This is a genomic window from Bradyrhizobium sp. IAR9 (assembly GCF_013408065.1).
Classification (GTDB): domain Bacteria; phylum Pseudomonadota; class Alphaproteobacteria; order Rhizobiales; family Xanthobacteraceae; genus Bradyrhizobium.
The window spans coordinates 39,596-53,104 of record NZ_JACBZW010000001.1 but is presented as its reverse complement, the minus strand read 5'-3'; the positions used below and the strand labels follow the sequence as shown (position 1 = coordinate 53,104).

Below are 13,509 nucleotides of genomic sequence, written 5' to 3'. Positions count from 1 at the left end.
AAACCTTATGCCAAAAGGAGCCCGCCGTTCCCAGCGCGGCGGCGCGGAACAGGCCGATTTCCACCGATTGGCGGGCGGTCTGCGCAGTGCTAAAGCGCGGGCCATGAGTGACGCATTTTCATCACAAACCGCGCTGGTGTTGTTTTCCGGCGGCCAGGATTCCACCACCTGCCTCGCCTGGGCGCTGAGCCGCTTCTCGCGCGTGGAAACTCTGGGGTTCGACTACGGCCAGCGCCATGCCATTGAGCTGGCCTGCCGTGGGCGGCTGTTCGACGGGGTGAAGGCGCTGCGCGCCGATTGGGCCGCGAAGCTCGGCGAGAGCCATACGCTGTCGATCCCGACGCTGGCCGCGGTGTCCGAGACCGCGCTGACGCGTGACGTCGCGATCGCGATGGGCGCCGACGGCCTGCCGAATACGTTCGTGCCCGGCCGCAACCTGGTGTTCCTGACTTTCGCGGCGGCGCTGGCCTACCGGCGCGGCATCACCCACATCGTCGGCGGCATGTGCGAGACCGATTATTCCGGCTATCCCGATTGCCGCGACGACACCATCCGCGCCATGCAGGCCGCGCTGTCGCTCGGCATGGCCCGGACGTTCGAGCTGCATACGCCCTTGATGTGGATCGACAAGGCCGCGACCTGGCAGCTCGCGCAGGATCTCGGCGGCGAGGGGCTGGTCGATCTGATCCGCGAGCATTCCCACACCTGCTATCTCGGCGAACGCGGCGCGCAGCATGATTGGGGCTTTGGCTGCGGCGAGTGCCCGGCATGCAGCCTGCGGGCGAAGGGCTGGCGGGAGTTTGTGGCGGGAAGGTAGCGTCATCCCCGACATGCGTCCCAAGCAACGGGTCGATCGCGCGTTACGGGACCGACCCTTGCTGAAGACTTCACGTCACTTGCCCGAGGGCATGGACGTCAGCCGAAGGGCTGCGTCCGAAACACGAAGCTTGTCTTGATCTCTTCCCAGGGCTTCCATGGATCTGAACGATCACCGCAGCCTGATTTATAGGCGGTCGAGATGGCCGACAGGCTCGCCGCGGTCGGCTTTTCGATCAGCATATTCCCAATCAGAAGTCCGTCGACATTGGTAGCCTTGGGATCCGTGAAGCCCACGATGACATTGACGAGTCTCTGGTTACCACCTCCGGAATCGAGCAAGACCAGCATCTGCGCCGAATACTTTGTGAGAAGCTGCTTGTCCGGCGCGAGGAAACATCCGTACCGTATCGACGCACCAATCGGCCAGCCCACGATCTTCGCCGCAAGAGAATCCCTGAGCACGCCGGTGCTGGACGGCAGGAGGTCAGGCGCATCGAACGATTCGGTCGCAACCCTTGCATCGAAGTAGGGTGCCAGTTTTCTGGCACGAACTTCAGGTGAGAGATTTGCCGCGGAGATTGCGCTCAGCGTGCGGCCAAATTCGTTGAGAAACTCCCTGATCGAGCTCCAGCGGATCGGGTCCGCAGCGTCCTTTGCCGGATCTCGCGCGGGTCCACTGTTCTCTTGCGGAGCCGCGCGGGCGGAGAGGGGATCTGTCAACCCCATCGTTTTGAGAGCCTCGCGTTCGATCGCCCTGAAGCAGGGGTCCTTCAGGTCCTTGATCGTAGCGTCTCCAAACCTGTCGAACTCCTTGGCAAGAATGACTATCATCTCTTCCTTCGTGAAGAGATACCCGAGCGCTTCACGGATCTTGCCGCATCCCGTCCTCGACGTGTTGACATCGGTGCTGATGACCATCGTGTCCCAGTTGCCTGCCTTGGTCGTAAGATAGGCCGCAATGTCGATCCCGGTCTTCTCGGATATGAGCTTCTGGAGCGGAGCGCCCGGCGCATTCAGCTTGGGGCCGGTGAACGTCAGGAAAGCAGAACGTTTGCCGATTCGAGATATCGTGAATTTCGAACTGTCGGAGAGAAGGAGCGTCACGCTCTTTTCGTTGACGTCGAACGTCGCCATGGGCTGCTGCGTATTGACCTCGTCAAACGCTTTCACGATCTCATCGATATCGCTCTTGTTGTCCTTGATGGCGTCGCTGATCTTTGTCGCTTCTGCTGCGATCGCCGCACCACCAGGACCGGCGAAAACGAAACCGAGCACTTTCGAAACGATGCGGATGGCACTGTAAGTCGATGGATTGACGGTCGTCGTCTTCGATTGCAGCAGCTTGAATTTCAGCTTCAGCGTCGAATTGAACGAGATGTTCGTTGCAAGAAAACTGTCACAGCCGGTCACCGTGGTATTCCCGCCGGCATCGCGCTTGATTTGCGCGATCAGATAAGTGAGCGGCTTGGGTGGCTCGGCGGAGTTCCTGCTGATCTGCTCGATGTCGACCGAAAGAGCGAATTCGCGATTCTCGGACAGCAGGCCGACGGACCAGGCGCGATCGACAAACTGCCGTGCGAAGCGCTCAAGCCCTGCGGAATTGCAGTCTATCTTGATGTCCGCGTAGCTGAAGTCTGCGACCTCGCCCGGCTTGTAGAGAACGGAAGAACGGTCTGCGACGATCTGCTGAAGATTGGTGTCCTTCCGAGGTGTCTTGTCCAGACAAAGCCATTCAGGAACGTTGCACGCTGCTTGGCTTGGAGTCGGAAAGGCGGAAATGGCGATAAGCAGCAACACAAAAGCCGCGATCCTTGCGAACATAATGCCCCCCAAAACGCAATTCTTGATTGAAATAAGCGTTCGTGTACGCCGCGATATTACAACCACTGATATGAATTTGAAGGGTCTTTTTGTCGGCAATCTGAAGTAGCCGAGCTTCGCCTGCTCAGCCAAAATCCTCCGGCCTGAGCTCAATCGGCTTGCCGTGGGGGGTGCGGTCGGCGGCGTGGTCCCAGGCGTCGCGGTAGCGATGCAGGGTTTCCGTCGAGGCGACACCCTTGCGCGCGACCAGACCTTCCAGCGTGGCGAGCCAGTGCAGATAGTAGGTCTCGCCCGTATCAGGATCGCCGGCGGCCTGCGCGCGCTTGATCTCGTCGGCCAGGCTTGCTGCCCATTCCGGCCAGGTGAATACGCCGCGTTCGTGCAGGCTCAAGGCCATCGCAAACGCATGCGCCTCCCAGGGCGCGCGGAACACCGGGCCGTCGTCATCGCGCGGAATGCTGGGTATGGCCGCGGTGGCTGCGGCAGCAGCGGCACCGCTCATTGCGCCGGATCCAGATAGGGCTCGAACGCGTCGATCGAGACCTTCAGGGTGGGATCACCATCCTCGCCCCAGAGATCGCGGCCCTCGAACACCACGGTGTAAAGCCATTGCGGGTTCTCGCCGAGCTCCATCGCCGCCGAATCCGGAAACACGTGGCAACCATGGTTCAATTCGACCACGCCGACATGGCCGCGCACATAGCGCGGCAGCCGCGTGTGCGTGGCCGGATGGATGTTCTTGGCGCGCACGCGATCGCCGATCTTGAACTTCGCCGGGGCCGGGGCGGGGCGAGCGAACTTGCCGCGCACCATCACGCGCTCGACATTGGCGAGATCGAACCTGCCGTGCTTGAGCGCCTTTGCCGGCTGCATCGCGTGGCCGGCGGCGACCTCCTCTCTTGTGAGGTAGCCTTTCTCGATCAGCATCTCTTCGAGTCCGAGAAACCACTTCTTGTAGTAGGAGCTCGACAGATAGACGTGCGGCGGCAGCGTCTCGCGATAGAAGCGCGAGGTGTCGATGTTGAAGGCGCCGGCCGCGCCCATCGCGCGCACCATCGCCAGCACGCGGGACTCCCACTCCTCATGGAACATCGGCTCGTTCGGCTCCGGCTCGACCTTGCCGAAACCGTCCATGCCGCCCATGTCGTGCACGCCGTTCATGACGGCGCTCCGGGCGTCTTGGGAAAGCCGGTGCCGATCATGGAATCGCGCGTGACGAGTTCGGCGAGCTGCTCCTCGCTCCAGCCCTCCGTGCCCGCGGGGCGCATCGGCAGCACCAGGAAGCGCGTCTCCGCGGTGGAATCCCACACCCGGATCTCGATGTCCTTCGGCAGGGTGACGTCGAAATCGGCGAGCACGCCACGCGGATCCTTCACCGCGCGGGAGCGGTAGGGCGCCGCCTTGTACCAGACCGGCGGGAGGCCCAGCATTTCCCAGGGGTAGCAGGAGCAAAGCGTGCACACGACCATGTTGTGACGCGCGGGCGTGTTCTCGACCACGACGAGATGATCGCCGACGCGGCTGACATGGCCGAGCGTGCCGATCGCCTTGGAGCCGTCCTCCAGCAATGCCTTTTTGAACGCCGGATCGGTCCAGGCCTTGGCGACGACGCGTGCGCCGTTGTGCGGGCCGATCTTGGTCTCATAGGCCTGGATGATGGCGTCGAGCGCGGCCGGCTCGACATAGCCTTTTTCGGTCAGGATCGTCTCGAGCGCGCGCACGCGCAGCTCGGTCTCCGACAGCTCGGAATGGTCGTGATCGTGGTGGTGGTGATGGTCGTGATCGTGGCTCATGACGTCGAAGATAGGCGCAATGGCCCAGGCCTGTCGAGTATCCGCTGCGGCGCATCCGGGTCCCATATTCGTGAGGCCGGATGTAGGCTAGCATCGCGGCAGAGCAGACGGGGAGACGTTGGTGACGGACTACGTGAAGATCGAAAGGGGCCTCGGGCCCGAGGGGCGGATTGCGGTGGTGCGTTTCGATCGGGGTGACGGCATCAATGCACTGTCACCTGAGGCATTGCGGCAGCTGACCGCGGCGGCGCGCAGCTTCGAGGACGATGCCGCGACGTCGGTCGTCGTATTGACCGGCAGCTCGGGCGCATTCAGCGCCGGCTTCGACCTCAAGGACGCCGAGGGGCGCTCGCGCAAGGAGATGGACCTCGGCACGCTGCGGCGGCACCTCAAGCTCGGGCCGCGTCTAACGCACGCCTGGCAGGAGATGGAGCAGATCACGATCGCGGCGATCGAGGGTTTTTGTGTCGGCGGCGGTGTGGCCCTCGCCGTCGCGCTCGACTTCCGCATCATGGGCCGCGATGCACATCTGCGCGTGCCGGAAATCGGGCTCGGCATGAACATGAGCTGGCAGAGCATCCCGCGCATGCTGCATCTGATGGGGCCCGCCCGCACCAAGCAGGCGGTGATCCTGGCTGATGAGCGCATCTCAGCGGATGAGGCCCATGAATGGCGCCTGGTGGAGCAGGTGGTCGATCCCGGCCATGCCTTCGAGGCCGCCATGGATCTCGCCCGGAAGGTCGCCGCGCAGCCGCCGCTCTCGGTCGCGATGACGAAACTCACCGTCAACCGGCTTGCGCATGCGCTGGACGATCTCGCCAGCCACATGGACGTCGACCAGTTCGCGCTCGCCAGCTTCAGCGAAGATCACAAGGAGGGCGTCGAGGCGTTCCTGGGCCGCCGCAAGCCGCGCTTCAAGGGGCGCTAGATCTATGCCCGGCCATTGATCGCACAACCGGCAGTCCCTATACGCGGCGCAGGGACAAGAGCAGGCTGCGCGCACGGGCCGCACAGGCAACGACGATCGAGGGGAGGGTCCATGACTGCTAGCTCACAGGCGCCGGAGGCGAAAGGCTTTCGCTGGAAACTGGTCGCGCCGCTCGCGGTGTGGCTGGTGATCTATCTGTGGCCGGTGCCTGCAGGGCTCAATGTCAATCAGTGGCACTATTTCGCCGTGTTCGCGGCCGTCATCACCGGGCTCATCCTGGAATCGATGCCGGTGGGCGCGGTCGGCTTCATCGGTCTCACGGTCGCGGGCGTTGCCGGCTATATCGACCCCGATCCGACCAAGTCGCTGCGCTGGATGCTGGCGGGCTTTGCCGAGAGCACGGTCTGGCTCATCGTCGGCGCCTTCGTGTTCTCGATCGGCTATCGCAAGAGCCAGCTCGGCCGGCGCATTGCATTGGTGCTGGTGCAGCGCCTTGGCCGCAACACGCTCGGCCTTGGCTATGCCGTGGCGATGTCCGACTTCCTGCTCGCGCCGGCGACGCCGTCGAACACCGCGCGCAGCGGCGGCATCGTCTATCCCATCATCAGCAACATCCCGCGCATCTATGGCTCCGAGCCGGGGCCGACCGCCGGCAGGATCGGCACGTACGTGATGTGGACCGCCTTTGCCGCGACCGCCGTCACGAGCTCGCTGTTCTTCACCGCGCTTGCGCCCAACGCGGCGGCGCTGGCGATCGCCAAGAAGACCGCCGGGGTCGAGGTCAGCTGGGGCCAGTGGTTTCTCGGCTTCGCGCCGCTCGGCATCCTGCTGATGGTGCTCGTGCCGCTGCTCAGCTATCTGGTGTGCCGGCCGGAGGTGAAAAGCAGCCCTGAGATTTCCGAATGGGCCGCGAAAGAGCTCGGCGCCATGGGCCCGATGTCGCGCAACGAGTGGATCATGCTCGGCTTGATCGTGCTCGCGATGTTCCTGTGGATCGCGGGCTCCAGCCCGGACATCCACATTCCCGTGCTCGGCTCGAACTTCGTCAATGCCACCACCGTCGTGTTCATCGTGATCTCCCTGATGCTGGTGACCGGCGTGATCGAGTTTGCCGACATTGTCAGCGAGAAGAGCGCCTGGGAGGTGTTCTTCTATTTCACATCGCTGCTGACGCTGGCCTCCGGCCTCAACGAGATCGGCTTCATCAAATGGTTCGCGACCGAATACGCAAAACCGCTTGCCGGGCTGTCGCCGTCGACCGCGATGCTGCTGCTGGTCGCGCTGTTCTTCTGGATCCACTATTTCTTCTCGAGCATCACCTCGCATGCCGCCGCCGTGCTGCCCGTCGTGCTCGCAGTCGGATCGGGCATCCCCGATCTGCCGGTCACGACACTCGCGATGCTCTGCATGTACTCGCTCGGCCTGATGGGCGTGATCTCGCCTTACGCGACCGGACCGGCGCCGATGTATTTCGGCAGCGGCTATATCGGAAAGGGCCAATTCTGGGGTTTTGGCCTGATCTTCGGGCTGCTCTATTTCGCCGGGCTCCTGCTGATCGTGCTGCCCTGGTTGCAGATGGGATGAGCCGGGTGGGGCGCTGATAGCCCCGGTGGAGGAATATTCTTCTCCGGGGAGGGTTTGGGAAAACTTCGTCCAACTCCTTCCAAATATCTGACATTGCAACACAGTCCTGAAAGGGCGATGGTGCGTGCTGCGGTGCAGCGCGTTCCTCGCGAACCCTCACCGCGATTTCACCCCCGTCGCTCGACGCGACCCGGTTCCCGTACGCCCCAAGGGCAGGCGGGCAAGCGAACTATTGTGCATGAAGGCCGCTTCCATGAATGCCCACCAATCGCTCGCGGTCGGACAGCTGATCGAGAGGTGTGAAGCGATTTCACCTGCCGCAGCTGAGCCGGACGCGATGGTCCGTTTCGCCGGCATCTCGAAGACCTATCCGGCCTATCGCGGCAAGCCCGGCGTCAATGCGCTGCAAAACATCGACTTCGCGATCCCGCGCGGTTCCATCACCGGCGTGATCGGCCGCTCCGGCGCCGGCAAGTCGAGCCTGGTGCGGCTCATCAACGGGCTGGAGAAGCCGACCACGGGGCGCGTGATCGTGGACGGCCGCGATATCTCGGCGCTAGCGGGCCGCGAGCTGCGGCTGGCGCAGCGCTCGATCGGCATGATCTTTCAGCATTTCAACCTGCTGTCATCGCGCACGGCGGCCGACAACATCGCGCTGCCGCTCGAGATCGCCGGCTGGGCCAAGGCCGAGATCAAGGCCCGCGTCACCGAGCTGCTTGCGCTCGTCGGCATCGCGGACAAGCACGACCGCTATCCGTCGGAGCTCTCCGGCGGCCAGAAGCAGCGCGTCGGCATCGCGCGGGCGCTGGCGACGCGGCCGAGCGTGCTGCTGTCGGACGAGGCGACTTCGGCACTCGATCCGCAGACCACGCGCGCGATCCTCGATCTGCTCGCGAATATCAACCGCGAGCTCGGGGTGACCATCGTATTGATCACCCACGAAATGTCCGTGGTGCGCCAGCTCGCCCGGGACGTCGTGGTGCTCGACGCCGGCCATGTGGTCGAAAGCGGCCATGTCGCGGACATCTTCACCCACCCCAAGCATCCGATCACGCAATCCTTCCTGGCCGAGGTGACCGGCGATAGCTTGCCCGTCTCGCTTGCCAGCCGGATCGTGGCGGAGCCGTCCGCCGGCGGGCAGGCCGTGATCCGCCTCGGGGTGCGCGGGGCAGGGGCCGGCGACACCCTGGTCGCGCGGCTCGCCCGCGAGCTCGGCCTCGACGTGTCGCTGCTGGCGGCGCGCATCGACGAGATCGGCGGCCAGCATGTCGGCTCGCTCGTTCTCGGCATTCCTCTCGGTATTTCTGGCGGCGAGGACGCGACGGCGCGCACGCTCGCCTTTCTCTCTCAACATCAATTCCCGGCGGAGCATCTCGGCTATGTCGCCTGAACTCATCAACCTGATCGTCCAGGCCACCTTCGAGAGCCTGTACATGGTCGGCATCGCGGCGCTGCTCGGCACCGCCTTCGGCCTTCCGCTCGGCGTTTTCCTCGCAACCAGCCGGAAAGGGGAGCTGTTCGCGGCTCCCATCGTCAATCGCGTCCTCGGCATCGTCGTCAATGCGACGCGGTCCACGCCCTTCATCATCCTCGTCGTCGCCATCATCCCGTTTACACGTCTCGTTGCCGGCACCTCGATCGGATCGACCGCCGCAATCGTGCCGCTGACGATCGCGTCGGCGCCGTTCATTGCGCGTTTGGTCGAAGCCGCCATCCGCGAGGTCGATGGCGGCCTGATCGAGACGGCGTCCTCGTTCGGGGCCTCGCCCATGCAGATCGTGTTCAAGGTGCTGATCCCCGAGGCACTGCCGGGACTTCTGCTGGCACTGACGCTCGCGGTGGTCAGTCTGCTCGGCTACTCCGCGATGGTCGGCGCGGTCGGTGGCGGTGGCTTGGGTGATCTCGGCATCCGCTACGGCTATCAGCGCTTCATGCCGGAGATGATGCTGGCTGTCGTCGTCGTGCTGATCGCACTGGTGCAGCTCGTCCAGAGCGCCGGCGATTATCTGGCGCGCCGGGTCAATCGCCGGCTGCGGCATCGCTGAGCCGGATCAGGTACACCTCGCGCGCCGCAGTGTCTCCGAGGGCTTTTCGGAGAAGTGGCGCTTGTAGTCGAGCGAGAACTGGCTGAAGTGCCAGAAGCCGTGCTGCACGGCTACGTCGTAGACAGAGGCATCGGTGCCGCCGGCGCGCTTGAGATCGCGCCGCACGCGGTTCAGCCGCATCGCCCGCCAATAGTGCATCGGGCTCGTGCCCAACACCTCCTGAAAGCAATAGCCGAGCTTGCGCGGGCTGGCGCCGACCGCCTTGCAGACCTCCAGCAGCGAGAGCGAGCGATCGCCGCTGCCATGCATCAGCGCCCGCGCACGATCGACCGTGCGCTTGCGCGCCGCGGCGCTGCGGCCGGGATCGCTGGGGCGTGCGGTCGGCAGCATGTCCATGATCTCGACGAGAAGCGCGTCTTCCAGCACCTGCCCGACGGCCGGATCGTCGAACCGTTCGGGGGCAGTCGAGATGGTCTCGTGGATCGCGGCAAGGTGAGCGCGCAATCGCGCGACCGGTGCCTGCGCCATCTCGATCACCCGCAACTGGTGCCAGACCGCACGCGGCAGCTCGATATCGAGCCGGGCGGCAAGCTCCTCGATCAGCGCCGCGCTGGCGACGACACCGCGCAGCTCGAATGATTTCGGCGTGCACATATCGACCTCGGCGTCGATGCAGGCGATGACCTGGGCGCCTGCAACGCTGGCGCCGTTGCAATTGACCTCGCCGTCACCGTGCCAGGGCAGACCGATGCCGAAGCTGTCGGCCCCCAGCTGGCCGTATTGGCGGACCTGCTGGCTGGTGATCTCGCGGAAGACGTCAAGCTGGGGCAGGGAGAGTTGGGTGAAGCTGCCCCTGAAGGCTCCGGCGCTGATCTGGTCGTAGCTGAGCCGCCAGCGACCGAGCGAAGCGCAATGCTCGTCGACATCGGTACTGCTGGCCTGAAACAGGCCGACAGCCGAGTCCAGAGTCGGAAGAGTTGCGCCTAAGGGCATGATAACACGTCGAAAGTCACCACCCGACAGCGGGCAAGAACCACGCCAGACTGGCACGGCCATAGGCGCTGTCCAGCAAAATATTGCCGGATCTCGATAACGCCCGATGGCGCCGCGGTGCAGGCTTCGGTCCTGCCGTTCCGACATCGCAGCCGGGACAGCGCTTTGCGGAGGGATCGAGATGCGACCGACCGAGATCATGCGCGGCAGCCCGCCCGCGCCCGAGGCGCAGGTGACGCGCGCCAATTGGCGCAGCTTTCCCGCGATCCGCTGGGGCTTTACCCACACCCGTGAAGTGCTGCCGACCGCAGAGATCCGCCGCTCGGCCCAGCCGACGCTGATGCGAAGCGCGCCGCGCGAACTGGCAAAACTCGCTTTCACCGCGCCTGATGGCAAAGAGACCACGATCGAAGCCACGCTCCGCGAGACGTTTGCCGATACGCTCCTCGTCATGCACCGGGGCACGCTGATCCACGAATGGTACGGCGATGGCATGAGCGTGGCCACGCCGCATCTGATCTGCTCGATCAGCAAGGCGATCGCCGGCACGCTTGGCGGCGTGCTGGCCGCGCGCGGGCTGCTCGATCCCGAGGCGAGGGTGGTGCGCTACGTGCCGGAGTTGGAGACGTCGGTCTACGCCGGCTGCACTGTCCGCAACCTGCTCGACATGGCCGTCGCCATCAAGTTCGAGGAGGATTACGAGGACCCCGCCGGCGACGTTGCGCGCTATCGGTTCTCCTCGGGCTGGGACGTGCCGCCGCCGGGCGTCGAGGCAGGCCACCAGCGCGCTTATCTCGCAACCTTGCGCGGCACCGGCGAGCCGCACGGCAAGGTGTTCCACTACGTCTCGCCCAACACCGAGGTGCTCGGCTGGGTCTATGAGCGTGCCTGCGGGATGCCCTACCATCGCATCCTCTCCGAATATCTCTGGCAGCCCCTGGGCGCGGAGGACGACGGCTCGCTCACGCTCGACAGCCACGGCATGGGCCGCATCGCCGGCGGCATCTCGGTCACCGCGCGTGACCTCATCCGTTTCGGCGAGATGATCCGCTGCCGCGGCGTGGTCGAGGGGCGGCAGGTGGTGCCGGGCTGGTGGATCGACGACATCCGCGAGAACGGCGATCCCAAAGCCTGGGCCGACGGCGACCTCGCTGAGTTCTTCCCGGGCGCGCGCTACCGCAGCAAATGGTTCACGATCGATCCGTCGCGCAACGCGCTCACCGCGATCGGCATTCACGGCCAGCACCTCTATGTCGACCTCGACTCGGACACCGTCATCGTCAAGCTCGCGACCCAGCCCAAGGCGATGGACGTGCCGATCGACCAGCGCTGGTTCGCCGCCTTCAGCGCCATCACCGCGCATCTCGCCTGATTTCTGGACATCCCCATGCTCGATACCGTCAAAGCCAAATCGCAAACAGAGACCGCGGAGCCGCATCCGCTCGATCCGCTGACGGCCGAGGAGATCACCGCCGCCTGCACGTTGGTGCGCGCCGCCGTGGCCTCGCCGGAGAACTGCCGCTTCCCGGCGGTGCGGCTGGAGGAGCCGACCAAGCAGGAGCTGGCCGCGGGTGGGGCAGGGCGTCGCGCCTTCGCGTTGACGCTCGACGTCGCCACGGGCGAGGCCATCGAGCACATCGTCGATCTCGGCCGTGGCGAGATCGTCGGGCGCAAGGTCGTCCCGAACCGCGAGGCGCCCTATGGGCAGCCGCCGGTGATGCTGGAGGAATTCTTCAAGTGCGAGGCCGTGGTCAAGGCGGATCCGGGCTGGCGGGCGGCGATGGTGCGGCGCGGGCTTTCCGACAAGGACATCGAACTGGTCCAGGTCGATCCGTTCTCGTCGGGTTTCTTCGACAAGGAGTTCGAGCGCGGCGCCCGTATCGTGCGTGCCGTCAGCTATTTTCGCGAGCACTTGCAGGACAATGGCTATGCGCACCCGATCGAGGGCGTGGTCGCTGTCGTTGACCTGATCGGCGGCAAGGTCATCGACCTTACCGATGAGGATCCGATCGTGCCGATTCCGCGCAAGAAGCGGAACTACGGCGCGCATGAGGTGGCCAATCCGCGCGCCGACATCAAGCCGCTGCACATCGAGCAGCCGGAGGGTGCGAGCTTTCGCGTCGAGGGCTGGAAGGTCGACTGGCAGAAATGGAGCTTTCGCATCGGCTTCACGCCGCGCGAGGGCCTCGTGCTGCATCAGCTCGCCTACCAGGACGGCGCGCGCAAGCGCTCCCTGATCCATCGCGCCAGCGTTACCGAGATGGTGGTGCCTTATGCCGATCCGACCGCGAACCATTTCTGGAAATCGGCGTTCGATGCCGGGGAATATGGCCTCGGCATGCTTGCGAACGCGCTCGAGCTCGGCTGCGACTGTCTCGGCAACATCCGCTATTTCGACGTGCCGGCCGCCGACAGCAAGGGCGAGCCGTTCGTCATGCAGAACGCCATCTGCATGCATGAGGAAGACTATGGGATCGCCTGGAAGCACTATGAGTTCCGCAACGGCCTGTTCGAGGTCCGCCGCTCGCGGCGGCTTGTGATCTCGTTTTTCGCGACCGTCGGCAATTACGATTACGGCTTCTACTGGTATCTCTATCAGGACGGCACGATCCAGCTGGAGACCAAGCTGACCGGCATCATCCAGACCGCCGCGGTGCGATCTGGCGAGACGTACAAATGGGGCGGCATGGTCGACGACAATCTGGGCGGACCGACGCACCAGCACTTCTTCAACGTGCGCCTGCACATGGATCTCGACGGCGGCGGCAACACCGTCACCGAGCACGATTTCGTGCCGCGGCCCTGGGGTGACGACAATCCGCACGGCAACGTCTTCGACACCACGACGCGGGTTTTGTCGCGCGAGCATGACGCGGCGGCGATCGCCAATGGCCAAACCGGCCGGTTCTGGAAGATCAGCAATCCCAATGAGACCAACTCGGTCGGTAATGCTCCGGCCTACAAGCTCGTCGTCAATCCGAGCCCGCTGATGCTGGCGCAGAAGGGCAGTTACGTGCGCAAGCGCGGCGGCTTCGCCACCAAGCATATCTGGGTGACAGCATTCGATCCGGCCGAGAAATACGCAAGCGGCGATTATCCCAACGTCCATGCCGGCGGCGATGGCCTGCCGCGTTATGCCGCGAAGGACCGCAACATCGAGAATGCCGATATCGTGGTGTGGCACTCTTTCGGCCACACCCATGTCTGCAAGCCCGAGGACTTCCCGATCATGCCAGTGGAATATGCCGGCTTCCTGCTGAAGCCGACCGGCTTTTTCGCCGCCAATGCGGCCGGCGACATCCCGCCGGACCGCAACAGCCGCAGCGTGCTGGCACACACGAGCAACACTGCCGACGAATCGTGTTGTCGCGCCGGCAAGTCATAGAGCCGGATCGAGCTCGATCGGATTTCCCGGCAGCGCCGACCGTCGTAGTTGGCGATTCTCGCGCGGTAGCAGGCTGATCGTTTCCAGCCATTGCCGAATGGTGAGGGAGCGTTTCGATCTAGAAGCATTCCAAATCTGTGG

12 protein-coding genes are annotated in these 13,509 nt (G+C 64.4%); 7 read left to right on the top strand and 5 right to left on the bottom strand.

What is annotated here, in order from left to right; all coding sequences use genetic code 11:
* Window positions 1-103: 103 nt before the first annotated feature.
* Entirely contained in the window at window positions 104-817 is a 714-nt protein-coding gene (gene queC / locus GGD67_RS00230; protein WP_179730484.1) for a 7-cyano-7-deazaguanine synthase QueC, read from the top strand.
* 98 nt (window positions 818-915) lie between these two features.
* Here the strand turns inward: queC and GGD67_RS00225 are convergent, their stop codons facing one another.
* From GGD67_RS00225 to nthA, 4 genes are all read right to left on the bottom strand, one after another.
* On the bottom strand, window positions 916-2,640 hold the full coding sequence (locus tag GGD67_RS00225) for a hypothetical protein (protein ID WP_179730483.1): 1,725 nt from the start codon (window positions 2,638-2,640) through the stop codon (window positions 916-918).
* Between the two features lie 124 nt (window positions 2,641-2,764).
* Window positions 2,765-3,142: a nitrile hydratase accessory protein gene (locus GGD67_RS00220; RefSeq protein WP_179730482.1), complete on the bottom strand. Its 378-nt coding sequence runs from the start codon at window positions 3,140-3,142 to the stop codon at window positions 2,765-2,767.
* The gene (gene nthB, locus GGD67_RS00215; protein WP_179730481.1) at window positions 3,139-3,801 is read right to left on the bottom strand and encodes a nitrile hydratase subunit beta; all 663 of its coding nucleotides are present in this window, start codon (window positions 3,799-3,801) and stop codon (window positions 3,139-3,141) included. The genes GGD67_RS00220 and nthB overlap by 4 nt, the downstream gene beginning before the upstream one ends.
* On the bottom strand, window positions 3,798-4,433 hold the full coding sequence (gene nthA, locus GGD67_RS00210; protein WP_018320449.1) for a nitrile hydratase subunit alpha: 636 nt from the start codon (window positions 4,431-4,433) through the stop codon (window positions 3,798-3,800). The genes nthB and nthA overlap by 4 nt, the downstream gene beginning before the upstream one ends.
* Window positions 4,434-4,554: 121 nt before the next feature.
* Between nthA and GGD67_RS00205 the strand changes: the two genes are divergently transcribed.
* The 4 genes from GGD67_RS00205 (at window position 4,555) to GGD67_RS00190 (ending at window position 8,990) form a co-directional block, all read left to right on the top strand.
* Window positions 4,555-5,361, top strand: coding sequence for an enoyl-CoA hydratase/isomerase family protein (locus tag GGD67_RS00205; protein WP_026202364.1), 807 nt, complete (start codon window positions 4,555-4,557; stop codon window positions 5,359-5,361).
* A 111-nt stretch (window positions 5,362-5,472) separates the two neighbouring features.
* Window positions 5,473-6,945 carry a DASS family sodium-coupled anion symporter gene (locus tag GGD67_RS00200; RefSeq protein ID WP_018320451.1) on the top strand — a complete coding sequence of 491 codons (1,473 nt, stop codon included), beginning with the start codon at window positions 5,473-5,475 and terminating at the stop codon, window positions 6,943-6,945.
* 238 nt (window positions 6,946-7,183) lie between these two features.
* Window positions 7,184-8,335 (top strand): methionine ABC transporter ATP-binding protein, encoded by a 1,152-nt coding sequence (locus GGD67_RS00195; protein WP_179730480.1) that lies wholly within the window; start codon window positions 7,184-7,186, stop codon window positions 8,333-8,335.
* Window positions 8,325-8,990: a methionine ABC transporter permease gene (locus GGD67_RS00190; RefSeq protein ID WP_018320453.1), complete on the top strand. Its 666-nt coding sequence runs from the start codon at window positions 8,325-8,327 to the stop codon at window positions 8,988-8,990. The genes GGD67_RS00195 and GGD67_RS00190 overlap by 11 nt, the downstream gene beginning before the upstream one ends.
* 6 nt (window positions 8,991-8,996) lie before the next feature.
* Here GGD67_RS00190 and GGD67_RS00185 read toward each other — a convergent pair whose 3' ends face one another.
* Window positions 8,997-9,983, bottom strand: a complete 987-nt coding sequence (locus GGD67_RS00185; RefSeq protein ID WP_018320454.1) for a helix-turn-helix domain-containing protein — start codon at window positions 9,981-9,983, stop codon at window positions 8,997-8,999.
* Window positions 9,984-10,164: 181 nt separating this feature from the next.
* Between GGD67_RS00185 and GGD67_RS00180 the strand changes: the two genes are divergently transcribed.
* A complete protein-coding gene (locus GGD67_RS00180; RefSeq protein WP_179730479.1) occupies window positions 10,165-11,355 on the top strand; it encodes a serine hydrolase in 1,191 nt (396 codons plus the stop codon).
* A 15-nt stretch (window positions 11,356-11,370) separates the two neighbouring features.
* Entirely contained in the window at window positions 11,371-13,368 is a 1,998-nt protein-coding gene (locus tag GGD67_RS00175; protein ID WP_179730478.1) for a primary-amine oxidase, read from the top strand.
* Window positions 13,369-13,509: the final 141 nt, after the last annotated feature.

Bases quoted from the DNA above. Each gene is read 5' to 3' on its own strand.
- GGD67_RS00180 (WP_179730479.1), top strand. From the start codon at position 10,165: ATGCGACCGACCGAGATCATGCGCGGCAGCCCGCCCGCGCCCGAGGCG.
- nthA (WP_018320449.1), bottom strand. From the start codon at position 4,433: ATGAGCCACGATCACGACCATCACCACCACCACGATCACGACCATTCC.
- GGD67_RS00175 (WP_179730478.1), top strand. From the start codon at position 11,371: ATGCTCGATACCGTCAAAGCCAAATCGCAAACAGAGACCGCGGAGCCG.
- GGD67_RS00195 (WP_179730480.1), top strand. From the start codon at position 7,184: ATGAAGGCCGCTTCCATGAATGCCCACCAATCGCTCGCGGTCGGACAG.
- queC (WP_179730484.1), top strand. From the start codon at position 104: ATGAGTGACGCATTTTCATCACAAACCGCGCTGGTGTTGTTTTCCGGC.
- GGD67_RS00185 (WP_018320454.1), bottom strand. From the start codon at position 9,983: ATGCCCTTAGGCGCAACTCTTCCGACTCTGGACTCGGCTGTCGGCCTG.
- GGD67_RS00190 (WP_018320453.1), top strand. From the start codon at position 8,325: ATGTCGCCTGAACTCATCAACCTGATCGTCCAGGCCACCTTCGAGAGC.
- GGD67_RS00220 (WP_179730482.1), bottom strand. From the start codon at position 3,142: ATGAGCGGTGCCGCTGCTGCCGCAGCCACCGCGGCCATACCCAGCATT.
- nthB (WP_179730481.1), bottom strand. From the start codon at position 3,801: ATGAACGGCGTGCACGACATGGGCGGCATGGACGGTTTCGGCAAGGTC.
- GGD67_RS00225 (WP_179730483.1), bottom strand. From the start codon at position 2,640: ATGTTCGCAAGGATCGCGGCTTTTGTGTTGCTGCTTATCGCCATTTCC.
- GGD67_RS00200 (WP_018320451.1), top strand. From the start codon at position 5,473: ATGACTGCTAGCTCACAGGCGCCGGAGGCGAAAGGCTTTCGCTGGAAA.